The organism is Endozoicomonas arenosclerae, from assembly GCF_001562015.1.
GTDB classification, from domain to species: Bacteria; Pseudomonadota; Gammaproteobacteria; order Pseudomonadales; family Endozoicomonadaceae; genus Endozoicomonas_A; species Endozoicomonas_A arenosclerae.
Window position 1 is genome coordinate 17,988 of record NZ_LASA01000038.1, and the last position, 11,999, is coordinate 29,986.

An 11,999-nucleotide genomic window follows, 5' to 3' on the forward strand; every position below is an offset into this window, starting at 1 on the left:
CTTTTAAACAGTCCACTAATACAACTAAGCCTTAAACTCCATACCGTTCGCACTGAGCCTGTCGAAGTGTATTACCTGCATTCTTCGATAACCCAAAATGAACGAAATATGTATGAGCATTAGCGTTTGATTTCACCAGCAAACCTAGAACACATAGCTTTCCATTCGAAAACGATACTGATACAGTGACGTTTAATAATTAAAAAAGAAAGACTCTACGCTTAGCAGGATGCCATGACCCTCAGGGATTTAAGACCAGAACTCAATTTGATCCGTCACAATCAGTACACATCAGTCAAACCACATCATAGACCCATGAATCAATAAACTCCTTTGCAATGGGAGAATCTACTTGCCTCTTGCATTGAAGTCTGAGGCAGAACGCTCCAAAAAGATCGAAATGGGAACTATGAAAACATTTTTAGCCGATATGAGTGAAGCCGCGTTCAAACAATACCTTGAATCAGCGATCCCCTTCTTTGCAGAACTGCATATCAAGTCAGGCCAGTGGCAAGAAGCTGATGCAACCAAGAGAGCAGAAGAAGCCTATAAAAGGATGTTTCCTGACGGAGTAAACTCAGAAAACTGCCACTGTTTTGAAATCAAAGAAAATACCAGCGAGAACACGATAGGATTCATTTTGATTCAAGTCCATGGCAACTATGCCTTTATTCATGAAATTGAAATCTATGAAGCACACCGGAGAAAAGGCTACGCAAAGTCCGCTCTGTGCAATGTCGAAGAATTCTTAACAGGCAAAGGCATTATTGGCATTGAATTGGAAGTGGGCAGCCAAAATAATGCAGCTCATGCTTTATACGATGAAATGGGATTTTCACCCGTAAGCACATACATGAGAAAAAGATTCAAACCGGTCAGTGAATAACCAAAAACCTAACTACCAGGCCTGAGATTCTCAGGCCTCCCGCCTCATTCGAAAGCTTCTTTCCCCCTCTCACAAAATAAGTACAAACACCTACCCCTGACTACAAAATACTGGCACAATGTCGCACAGTGCGTTAGTGCGGATTAGCACTCTATACACAAGGAAACAACGGAGCTCAGGGACAGTAGCTCAGTACTATTTTTGTACAGCCAAAGTCTTTGGGCGGTAGCGTGCCTGCAGATTCAATCCACAGGGCTTTTAACCCCCCTGCCGCCACGGTTCAACACATGGGTATAAATCATGGTCGTGTTAACGTTGGCATGGCCCAGTAACTCTTGAACCGTACGAATGTCATAGCCACTTTCCAGTAGATGGGTTGCAAAGTTGTGGCGAAAAGTATGGCAACTGGCATGCTTGTGGATACCGGCTTTTGTGATGGCCGTTTTTACCGCTTTTTGAATGCTTCGCTCATTGATATGGTGACGCCCGATATTTCCTGACCTGGGGTCACGGCTTAACTGACTGCTGGCAAAAATGTATTGCCATGCCAGTTCTTTTCCAGCATTTGGGTATTTTTTGGCCAAAGCGCCAGGAAGATGAACAAAAGAAACACCTTCTTGAAGTGCTTTTTCATGAAGAACTCTAGACAGGTCAATATGTTCCTTTAAACCAGAAACAGCTCTTTCAGGCAGGACAGTAACCCGATCTTTATTCCCCTTGCCTTCACGTACTGTAATTTCTGAGCGGCCAAAATCAACATCTTTAACCCTGAGCCTTATAGACTCCATTAATCTCAGACCTGAGCCATACATTAACTGAGCCACTAACATAGGTGTGCCTGATAAGTGAGCAATAACCGATTTGGCTTCCGTTTCAGAGAACACGACCGGTAGTTTTTTAGTTCGCCTGGCATGCAACCAGTCAGAAATTTGAATGTCTTCGCGACCGAGTACATTTTTATACAAAAAAACAATCGCACATAGCGCCTGTTGCTGAGTGTTGACTGCAACATTCCTTCTAAGCACGAGTTGGTTTAAAAAACTCTGAATATCATCGCCAGTCATCTGCTCAGGATGTTGCATACGATGGAAACGAATGAACTGTTTAATCCAGGACCAGTAATTTCTTTCAGTGGACAAAGCATAATTTTCGGTACGAATAGCAATCCTGAATTTTTCCTGAAGTCGCATAAAGCACCATTACTGTTTTTTTATACAGTACAAAGTTAGTTCGTTTAAGCAAATTATCAAGGTCTTTATAACATTATGTTTTCAAAGGTTTTTTCCATAATTTTCTGGGTATTCATTACATAAGCGGAAATTAAAGAAAACATGAAATACGAACCTCTTGTTAAGAATACGAATGTACCAAATTCAGTTGAAGGGCTTGCCATCATTAACCTCAGCAGTATTCGCCTTTCACAACCTACAACTACTTATACGGCTTTATTCCGTATAAACCACTGTTATGTGTAATCGCAACCGCAAGGTGAAGTGCCAATGGATAAGGTGATACTCAAGTCAACGATTACTTGTCCCGTGTGCAATCACCAGAAGACAGAGGTTATGCCCACAGATTCTTGTGTGTTCTTTTACAAATGCGAGCAATGCAATAACCTGCTCAGACCCAAGCCAGGTGACTGCTGTGTATTTTGTTAGTATGGTTCGGTAAAGTGCCCACCTATTCAACAAGGAAACAACTGCTGTGGGTAAAACACATAACAAGGCGCTGTTGTCGCAGCCTTCGGCTGCTGGGACGGCCTGCTGCGCAGTCCGTCCCAAAGCTTTGCGTTAGGTGGTTCCCTAGCATCAAGTATTGTTTAAATGGAAATAACGATGACTGAAGAAGAAGTACAAGAAATAGAACAAAGATATATTGATGCATTAAAAGTCTTATTTCTTCCAGAAGACCCAATCAGCAACGATATAGTCAAGTACTTTGCCTCATTACTTCGAATAGTTGGAATGGAGGATAAAGGCTGGGATCCACATTTAGAATCAAGAAGCATTTTAGAAGACATAAATACAATAATTCAACCTGAAACTGCTAACAGCATATTTACAAATCCAGACTACACTACTTGGCGCTTTGGATTGTTAATGTATAGCCATATAGTAGAAATGGATGCTCCCTATGAAGTAATTGCAAATCTTTTAAGGTTTAAATTGGGAAAAGGTTATAGACCAGACCCATTTAGAGAATTTCTAAATCGGAAAGAGAAAAAGAGGGTTAAAAACAAGCCATTGTTTCCTTTACAGAAGATAAAAGTAATTCAGGAGCTGGCAAAACAAGCAGATTCCCCCATAGGTGAAATAATTGGTGAGTTCTATGATCCAAAGCTTCGAAATTCAATCAGCCACTCTGACTTTATAATAACAGAGGAAGAGTTTAGATCACGAAGTGGTGCCGGTGCTTTAAACTCATATAAAATTAGCCTTATTGATTTAAACATTAAAATCACAAAGGCAAAGAAATTTATCTCAGCATTCTTTTTACTTGATAATGCTGCTCGTGCTCACTGGGGCAGCTACAAAGGGAAAGCTCTAGGATATGACAAAATCTACAAAGGAATGATGGAAATATTGGTGGATGACAATGAACTCATGTGCGGGTTCAAGGTTCACTGGCCTAATAATTCAGAATCTACTTACCGAAGAACGGAAACTGGTATAGAGATGACAAATTGCACATTAGATCATGCGCACTCAACCGTTGACTTTTTTGTAGATCGTTATGCTCAGAACCCCGGAAGCTTCAGCCCACTCGTAGAACAAGGTGTAGAAGCTGTGTATACGCCCCTTGAGGTTAGCGGTGAGTTGCCGGTTTGGGATAACAAAACTGAAAGTTCCACCACCTAACAAATCAATCCATCCGACCGCCTTCGGCGGCGGCTGATTGAGGCGTTAACTCTCATTTAAAACTATGAACATTTTCGACAAGAATAAACTGTTTGATCTAATAGATACCTACTACTGGTGTATGGATGAAGCGGAAAAAGAGTTTTGGGACCGGATAAAAGTAGAGCCCCAGATATGGACGTCAAGCCCAAGTGGAATTAATGAATACGAATTTTGGGTTGTTGGCATAATTGGGCAACAAGTTGTGTGGTATAACAGTATTGAGGAAGGCTTTGAATTATCAGGGTATTCGTCGCTAGGAGTCATTTCTGACTATCAAGCGACCCAAGCAGAGTTGCATTCAATCATTAAGAGAATTTACCCGTGGTCAAAGAGTTAACAAGGCCATGCACCCGACCTCCGGCGGCTGAAGCAGGCGTTAACTGGTACAAATAATGAGAGATATCCCATTAGGGTCAGTTGAATCAAAGTTCTATGAAAAGAACGGTGATAAAATCTACGACACAATAAATAGGAATAAATAGGGACACCCACACATTTGACTAACCACCCAGTTAAACTACTTTTCTCCTGTCACTGAATTTTTCAAACTGGAGCCCCCATGACCCGAGCCCGCAGTACACTGATTGATCCAGGCTCAACACCCTATTATCACTGCGTGGCTCGCTGCGTCCGACGGGCATTCTTGTGTGGTGAAGATCATCTGACCGGTAAGAGCTTTGAGCATCGCAGACAGTGGGTAGTTGATCGGCTCGAGAAGCTGGTTAGCATTTTTGCTATTGAGGTGTGTGCCTACGCCGTGATGTCCAACCATTACCATGTTGTGCTGCACATCAACTCCCGAGAAGTAGAGGGATGGAGCCGGGATGAAATCCTCAAACGCTGGACTCTGTTGTTTACCGGCCCCTTACTGGTTCAGCGCTATCTGAGCGGGCATAACTTAAGCAGTTCGGAGCTTAGGCGGGTTGATGAATATGTAGAAGAATACCGCCTTCGGCTCACGAGTATCAGCTGGTTTATGCGTTGCTTAAATGAACACCTGGCTCGTGAAGCTAACCGGGAAGACGGTTGTAAGGGCCGGTTCTGGGAGGGACGATTCAAGAGTCAGGCACTGTTGGATGAAGCCGCTATTCTGACGTGTATGGCGTATGTTGATCTTAATCCAATTCGGGCTTCTCTGGCTAAAACGCCCGAACGTTCTGATTTCACCTCCATTCAGAAAAGAATAGAGCACATATCCAAACCGAACGAGCGTAAACAGCCCTTGGAATTAAAGGCTTTTCGCCACCAAGGACAAAATCCTGAACAAGCGCTTCCATATATTCTTCATGATTATCTTGAGTTAGTGGACTGGAGTGGCAGAGCCGTCAGACAGGATAAAAAAGGCTCAATCCCCGAAAGTGCACCTCCTATTCTGGCCAGGCTGGAAATAGACTCGGATGAGTGGCTGAAAACCATGAGCTGGAATAATCGTTTTTACCGCGCGGCAGGCAGGCTTAAGGCAATGAAAGCCTATGCTATCAGCACCGGTCAACACTGGCTCCAGGGCTTTCAAGCATGTAGTCGTTTATTTCCGTCTGGTTGAATCAAGCCTTAGAATACATTCAATATTTCTTTCTGAGTTTTGTTCAGTGAGAAGAACCTCTATACCTGAAAAACATCAATTCATCCCCTCAAAGAACCTTTCTGTGTTTTAGGCTGATCTTCCAGAGGCATCATCGGGTAATAAGTAAGCCTCGCACATTATGAAAGAGTGGGTGATGTTTCATTGTTGAAGTAATTCTTTGGATGTCCTAAAAAAACTCTGCTACCTATTTGTTCAACAGAGAAGAGTAATATTAGTGCACAGAAGGCACTTGCTCGTGCAGGACTTTTTGCTAATAACCGGATTATCCAGTTCGATATACAAGCGTAAGAAACTATTACCATCTCAACGTCGAGTCATAAAACGGCAGCTAACAAATGCTTCCAGTTCGTGCCAGCCCTTGCAGGGCAGGCACCCGACGCGCCTTCGGCGCGCGGCTGAAGCAGGCGTTATGTGTGAAAACAAAGATCATCGTTCATTATGAAGAGTGGAAAGAAGCGTAAGAAAGAGATTTTTGCAAAGCGCAGGGCGAAGCAGCATGAAGTGATTCTGAATCCGTATGAAGACTTGGAAAGCCTTCCTGAAGGAACGATTAGAGCTGATCACAAAGAACTCTCCCATATAAATACATACGGATCACTTCCGTACTTTTATATTGATAAACTGTATATCTGCGTTGATTGTAAATCTGAAGAAATGTGGAGTGCAAGAGATCAAAAGTGGTGGTATGAAGTTGCTAAAGGCCATATTGATTCAAGAGCTATTCGTTGTCTTTCATGCAGAAATAAAATCAAAGCAGAAAAAGATCAGCAAAAAGCACATATGGAGGCAAAAACATCTGAAAAGCCTCACCCTCATAGAGCATTCCTTCAAAAGCTTGAACGTAATAAACAAAAATATTAAGCAAAGCAAAGTGCAATTTCACACATAACAAGTTGCTCGTGTTCGCCCCTAAAGGGGCTGGGACGCTGCCTGCGCGGCGCCCCACAGCATGGCGTTATATGGTAATGGATAGACTGTGCAAATATCATTCAGAATATTTATTAATACACTAATATGTGCACTTTCATTTATGGGTAGCATATTCTTTATCTATAAGTGGGTGATTAATGGGTTCCCTATTTATGGAAAAGATAATTTATTGGCAATAAACAGAGAAACTCTACTCCCTTGGCTTTGGGTGAGTATTTTACTATCAACCATTACTTTATTATCAGGATTGGATCTGTATATACATTCAAAGGGTAAATGATAGAAGAAAGCTATAAAATATTTCTCGGTTTAGCAACTTTATTAAACTTTTCATTCTCATTTATTCTTACAATTGAGATATGTGAAGCCGAAGATATAACAACTAATAAAAAAATCATCTGGATCCTATTTGCTTGGTTAATCCCAGTAGTAGGCCCGATCATTACACATACAACTTTATCATTTGGGTGGGCGAAAGGTAACTCAGATAGTAGTAATGACATTATTCCAACGAATGATAGTTGATAGTCCATCATTAATAACCATATAAAGCATAAATAGGGACACCTACACATTTGACTAACCACCCAGTTAAACTACTTTTCTCCTGTCACTGAATTTTTCAAACTGGGGCCGCCATGACCCGAGCCCGCAGTACACTGATCGATCCAGGTTCCACACCCTATTATCACTGTGTAGCTCGCTGCGTCCGTCGGGCATTCTTGTGTGGTGAAGATCATCTGACCGGTAAGAGCTTTGAGCATCGCAGACAGTGGGTAGTTGATCGGCTCGAGAAGCTGGTTAGCATTTTTGCTATTGAGGTGTGTGCCTACGCAGTGATGTCCAACCATTACCATGTTGTGCTGCACATCAACTCCCGAGAAGTAGAGGGATGGAGCCGGGATGAGATCCTCAAATAATTCTTTGGATGTTCTGAATCACTTATCACATTGTTCGTCAAGAAATTAAGCATGACTTTCACCCCTACTCTTACCAGTTTTTGATGGTGTTCATGGGTAACCACCATCTTCTCATACAGATTATAATTCGCCGTCGCTTCAACGTTACAACTACTATGCTAATTCCGGAGTAAATAGGGTTTTGGAACGAGTGAATATTGGAACGTAATGGTTCCTGAATTAACCGTTACAGACTTTGAAAAATCTTTTGATTTTTACACAAGAATTCTTGGATTCAGGGTTCGAAATCAGAGACAAAAACCCAACTTTGCGTATCTAGAGCAAGAAAAAGCTCAGATAATGATCGAAGAATTCCATCCAGAGGGCTGGAATACGGCAGAGTTGACGTACCCCTTAGGTCGCGGGGTTAACTTTCAAATTGAACTTACAGAAATTCAGCCAGTACTTGATCGCATATATAAGGGCGGTGTAAGTCTATATCGTGATCTCAAAGAATCATGGTATAACACAGGTACCGTTATATCAGGTCAAAAGGAGTTTCTCATTCAAGATCCGGATGGCTATATGCTTCGTTTCACACAATATCTTGGTGAGAAACCTGAAAAGTAAGATTCTATAAGTGCAAATCGTGTTATAACAAAGCCAAGCATAAGGGATGCCTCACTTCGTTCGCATTCCTGCTCCAAGCAAGAAACATAAAATCAAAACATCGAGTATAAAGGATGACAATTTCAATTGATCAGGCCAGAGAGATACTTGAAAAGAGAAATCAGGCTTTCATGACGGCTGACCTTGATGGTTATATGGATTTTTGGTCTGAAGATGGTGTCATGGAACTCGATGGCATCCAGATTTCTGGATGGCAAAGAATGAAAGAAGCCATTGAGGGTGCCTGGGCAATATCCAGTGTTTTGCATTTTGAAACCAGAGCATTCTCAGTAAATGGCAATTCTCTTTTGAATGAGTTTTCAATTGTCTGGCAAAACAAAGAAACGCACGAAGTCAGCCTTCAAACAGGAATGGGGGTTATAGAAGTAGACAATGATGACAAATGGGTTTTCTTAAGAGACTATTTCGATGCGTCTGGAAGTAATTTTTTTGACTCATCCAGCAGCAAGAGACTAAGTGCCTTCAATTCTAAAAAAGTAACAGAGTTATTGGGTAAAAGTGTATAACAAAGTAGTCGGTGTCGTCTTCGATTGAATAGACATGCTGGCAGTACCCTATAGGTATGAGGATTTCGCATGATAAAAATATATCTGTTTGATTGGGGTGATACTCTCATGATCGATTTTCCCGGAGTGCCTGGAAAAATGTGTGACTGGGAGGTCGTTCAGACCGTTGATGGTGCTGAAGAAGTTCTCGAAGAGCTTTCAAGCGAAGCATTGGTCTATGTAGCTACCGGGGCGGCCGAATCAACTGAAGCAGAAATCAAGAGTGCGTTTGATCGTGTTAACTTGAGTCAATATATATCGGGCTATTTTTGCAAAGCGAATTTAGGTGTCACAAAAGGAAGCCCGGAGTTTTTGAAATCAATTCTTGCTCAGCTAAATGTCACTCCTCAGTCTGTGGCCATGGTCGGGGATAGTATTGAAAAAGATATTAAACCTGCATTGTCAATTGGAATACAGGCGATTTTATTTTCACCCCATGATGTAGACGCTATACCTGATAACGTGAAGGTAATTCATAACCTGCGTGAATTGAGCCTAAAACAACCTAGCTTACTCATGCCTACACAATAGCCTCTATTTGGACAGCCTTGACCTTTTTTGCCAAGTCTCTTTAAACAGAGGCTGAGAAGCGGGAAAGAGGACAATGTTATAAGCCATTATCTTGAACAAACACCGTGTCAGTATTATTAAAGTCAATGAATGAAGCCGAGTTTTCTGATTATCTGGAAACGGCTATTCCTGCATACGCTAAAAGCAATGTTGATTCTGGTCGGTGGCATGAGTCAGAAGCCTTAGACCGTTCCCGGAAAACCTATAATGACCTTCTACCAGTAGGAAAGGAAACTGAAAACAACTATTTTTACCATGTTATCGAAGATGTGAATCAGCAGAAAGTGGGGCAGATTTGGGTGAAAATCATAGACAACATCCATACCCGATCAGCCTTCATATACGACATAAAAATAGACGAGCTTTATCAAAGAAAAGGCTATGCCAAGTCTGCACTAAATACCTTAGAATCGATCGTTGCAAGCTTTGGAGCAAGCAGCTTGGGACTCCATGTATTCAGCCAAAATTCAGCGGCTATCCGTTTATACAACAGTGTTGGCTTTCAAACGGTCAGTCTCAATATGCAAAAGAATATTGAAGTAGCTAGTAAATAACCAAGGAAAAAAGGTTTCACATGGCTCTCTTTACTCCCTGCTATATTCTGATGCAATTTGATAGATGCTCCACACTGATTTATATTTCTGGGAATAAGTCATCATCTATAACCGTCTAATTTAAGTCAAAGGAGTGATATAAATGAAACCTATTTGTGTACAAACCCTGTATGTAGAAGACATTGAGCAATCAATAGCGTTTTATAATCAGGCTTTAGGTTATGAAGTAGAAGAAAAATTTGGTGAGTCTATTGTTCAGTTAAAAAGCGATGGTGTTGCTCTCATTCTACAAAAAGTGGATAAAAACTATACACCATCAGTAAAACTGGCATTTCAGAGTACCGATATTGAGCTCGATATAAAACAACTCAAACTATCCGGAGCGACGTTGTTAGATGATCAACCTAAGCCCTGCCCTGTAGGAGTCTACATTACCTTTGAGGATATCAATGGTATTGGACATGAACTCTTACAATTTTCAGAGTAACTGGCTGCTCGAATCAGATATGAGCTGAAACTCCGTCAAGGGACGATAAAGTGCCCTTGACGGCTGGAGCACTTCCTTGAGCCGCAATGCGATAAAGTGTCAGACCAGATCTTAGTTACTACACGTAATAAAGCTTCATAACACCTGATTTTTAAGATTTTCGGAAATCGTACTTAAAATACTGTGACTACAATCCTTTCTGTAAATTTTTACAGGAAAGGGAAATGAATAGCATTCTCAGATCCGTTTTTTTTATGGCTATTGTCTTACAGTCAACGGTATCGCACTCTACTGCTATATATAACTTTGTAGATCTTAAAGATAAGCTACTATCAGGTTCTTCAGTTAATGCTGTTATATCAACCACTGGCTGCAAAGTCATTAAGCAGTCATCTAAAAGTCAGCAAGTCAGGCCTGTTCTGTTTTTAAATTTAAATTCGGATGGCTGGCTTTTCAATAAAGACAAGAATTCGATAGAGCATATTTTCTTTTTAAAAACACAAACTTATTTTTCCGATACTATCCCCTATACTCTAACGACTCAAATTGCTTTTAGCAGTAAAAATACCATTTTATTGACCTTTGGAGGCGGAAAAGACTCATCCTTTTTATCAAAGTTACTGATGTGTGCATTAACTACCCGAAAACGTCTCCAAGCATGCATAGGCAGTATGCTCTGCTCTAAAGAAACCAAGAATGATACCTTGACTCCTCTGAAGCTTCTTAAGGCCTGATGAAATGGCTTTAAGAAATTGATCTTTCGTTCTTAAGATCATTCTTCCTATACATCCTGATTTCAGGAATCCCCAGACAAATTCATCAGGATTGAGCTCTGGGGAATAGGCAGGCAATACATGTATTCCCAATAATCGAGATTCTGATTTGAGGTAATTCTGAACTTTCTTTGCTTTGTGTGCCGGGTGACCATCGACTACTACTATGACTGGACGATCATGGCCTTTCAGCAACTGTTTCAGGAAGCGTATAAAAACATCTGCATTGAAACGGCCAGGTATTGTCATATATTTCATAGTGCCTTCGCCGCTCACTGCTGAAATCATATTTATTGAAAATCGAGCCCCTGTTGCTGGAACGATTGGAGTCCTTCCTCTATGAGCCCAGGTGGTACCACTGTGGTAATCTGAGCGAATACTGGCTTCATCTGCGAAGTAAATGACAGCATTCTGTTCCTCAGCTTCTTTTCGTAGCTCGGGGTAACGTCGGGTTAACCAGTCATCGACTTTTTTTGATCCTGTTGCCAGGCTTTTCGTACAGGCCTCTGAGGACTGAGACCCAACCGTTTGAGCATTTTACCAACGGCTGCTGGGTGCATAGATACTCCAAACTCAGACTTGATGACAGAAGCTACAATATCCCGAGTCCACATAGCCTTATAAAACCCAAAGTCAGTGGGGAGCTTTGATGAAATAATCAGTGTGAGCTCTTCTCTCTGTTGCAAGCTCAGTTTGGAAGGCCGACCGTTGATAGGTCGAGTTTTCAGGGCTTCCAAGCCACCTCGTTCATAACGATCAATCCAATCGTAAACGCATGACCTGTGAGTAGAATACTTTTCGGATAGCTGATTGACAGTGGCACCCTCCAGCCATAGGTGTATAGCCTCTAAACGAATAGATTCTCGAACATCATGGGAAATTTTACGGCCGTCGACTTTGCTCATGTACACCTCAAATATGAGGTGTCAGTTATACAGAAACTCTTGTCGGGAAGTTTTGGCCCAAATCAATAATTACGATCTGGTGAAAAAAATTTTCTAAAAACCACAAAGTTAAAAAGACTGAATAAAACTCTATTGGGTGGTGAATACTTCATCTGTGTTGTTAAAAGCAGAGATTTTTATCAGGGTGTTGAATGTTGTTTGATCTGAATCATTAGGGGACTTCAGGTCAGTCAATTACTCTGGATGGTTCAATCTGTCATTTCAATTTCTTTCCG

Annotated in this window: 16 protein-coding genes; 13 read left to right on the forward strand and 3 right to left on the reverse strand. The window is 41.4% G+C overall.

Annotated features, from left to right (window positions below):
• Window positions 1-409: 409 nt before the first annotated feature.
• Window positions 410-886 carry a GNAT family N-acetyltransferase gene (locus tag WG89_RS02740; RefSeq protein ID WP_172806684.1) on the forward strand — a complete coding sequence of 159 codons (477 nt, stop codon included), beginning with the start codon at window positions 410-412 and terminating at the stop codon, window positions 884-886.
• A gap of 242 nt (window positions 887-1,128) precedes the next feature.
• On the opposite strand, the gene WG89_RS02745 is transcribed toward WG89_RS02740, so the two are convergent.
• Entirely contained in the window at window positions 1,129-2,076 is a 948-nt protein-coding gene (locus WG89_RS02745) for an integron integrase (RefSeq protein ID WP_062260907.1), read from the reverse strand.
• A gap of 309 nt (window positions 2,077-2,385) precedes the next feature.
• Here WG89_RS02745 and WG89_RS32670 point away from each other — a divergent pair, with 309 nt between their 5' ends.
• The 12 genes from WG89_RS32670 to WG89_RS30140 all read left to right on the forward strand — a co-directional run bounded on the left by WG89_RS32670 (window position 2,386) and on the right by WG89_RS30140 (window position 10,780).
• Entirely contained in the window at window positions 2,386-2,544 is a 159-nt protein-coding gene (locus WG89_RS32670; RefSeq protein WP_281177670.1) for a GDCCVxC domain-containing (seleno)protein, read from the forward strand.
• 177 nt (window positions 2,545-2,721) lie between these two features.
• Window positions 2,722-3,744 carry a hypothetical protein gene (locus tag WG89_RS02750; protein WP_062260910.1) on the forward strand — a complete coding sequence of 341 codons (1,023 nt, stop codon included), beginning with the start codon at window positions 2,722-2,724 and terminating at the stop codon, window positions 3,742-3,744.
• A gap of 601 nt (window positions 3,745-4,345) precedes the next feature.
• Window positions 4,346-5,329, forward strand: a complete 984-nt coding sequence (locus WG89_RS02760; protein WP_062260916.1) for a transposase — start codon at window positions 4,346-4,348, stop codon at window positions 5,327-5,329.
• A gap of 480 nt (window positions 5,330-5,809) precedes the next feature.
• Window positions 5,810-6,232 (forward strand): zinc-ribbon domain containing protein, encoded by a 423-nt coding sequence (locus WG89_RS02765; RefSeq protein ID WP_062260919.1) that lies wholly within the window; start codon window positions 5,810-5,812, stop codon window positions 6,230-6,232.
• Window positions 6,233-6,577: 345 nt separating this feature from the next.
• Entirely contained in the window at window positions 6,578-6,826 is a 249-nt protein-coding gene (locus WG89_RS02775) for a PLDc N-terminal domain-containing protein (protein WP_062260924.1), read from the forward strand.
• A gap of 113 nt (window positions 6,827-6,939) precedes the next feature.
• Complete coding sequence (locus tag WG89_RS02780; protein ID WP_062260927.1) at window positions 6,940-7,221, forward strand: transposase; 282 nt, start codon at window positions 6,940-6,942, stop codon at window positions 7,219-7,221.
• Between the two features lie 207 nt (window positions 7,222-7,428).
• A complete protein-coding gene (locus WG89_RS02785; protein WP_062260930.1) occupies window positions 7,429-7,830 on the forward strand; it encodes a bleomycin resistance protein in 402 nt (133 codons plus the stop codon).
• A gap of 170 nt (window positions 7,831-8,000) precedes the next feature.
• Window positions 8,001-8,396 (forward strand): nuclear transport factor 2 family protein, encoded by a 396-nt coding sequence (locus tag WG89_RS02790; RefSeq protein ID WP_172806685.1) that lies wholly within the window; start codon window positions 8,001-8,003, stop codon window positions 8,394-8,396.
• A 69-nt stretch (window positions 8,397-8,465) separates the two neighbouring features.
• Window positions 8,466-8,966: an HAD family hydrolase gene (locus tag WG89_RS02795; protein ID WP_062260936.1), complete on the forward strand. Its 501-nt coding sequence runs from the start codon at window positions 8,466-8,468 to the stop codon at window positions 8,964-8,966.
• A 125-nt stretch (window positions 8,967-9,091) separates the two neighbouring features.
• Complete coding sequence (locus WG89_RS02800; protein WP_216638423.1) at window positions 9,092-9,559, forward strand: GNAT family N-acetyltransferase; 468 nt, start codon at window positions 9,092-9,094, stop codon at window positions 9,557-9,559.
• A 142-nt stretch (window positions 9,560-9,701) separates the two neighbouring features.
• Window positions 9,702-10,046, forward strand: coding sequence for a VOC family protein (locus tag WG89_RS02805; protein ID WP_062260942.1), 345 nt, complete (start codon window positions 9,702-9,704; stop codon window positions 10,044-10,046).
• 224 nt (window positions 10,047-10,270) lie between these two features.
• A complete protein-coding gene (locus tag WG89_RS30140; RefSeq protein ID WP_153301390.1) occupies window positions 10,271-10,780 on the forward strand; it encodes a hypothetical protein in 510 nt (169 codons plus the stop codon).
• On the opposite strand, the gene WG89_RS32835 is transcribed toward WG89_RS30140, so the two are convergent.
• Window positions 10,679-11,308: an IS630 family transposase gene (locus WG89_RS32835; protein WP_079253619.1), complete on the reverse strand. Its 630-nt coding sequence runs from the start codon at window positions 11,306-11,308 to the stop codon at window positions 10,679-10,681. The two genes, WG89_RS30140 and WG89_RS32835, sit on opposite strands and share 102 nt — an antisense overlap.
• The gene (locus WG89_RS02815) at window positions 11,272-11,724 is read right to left on the reverse strand and encodes a winged helix-turn-helix domain-containing protein (RefSeq protein WP_062260948.1); all 453 of its coding nucleotides are present in this window, start codon (window positions 11,722-11,724) and stop codon (window positions 11,272-11,274) included. Before WG89_RS02815 ends, WG89_RS32835 begins: the two co-directional genes overlap by 37 nt.
• Between the last annotated feature and the right edge of the window lie 275 nt (window positions 11,725-11,999).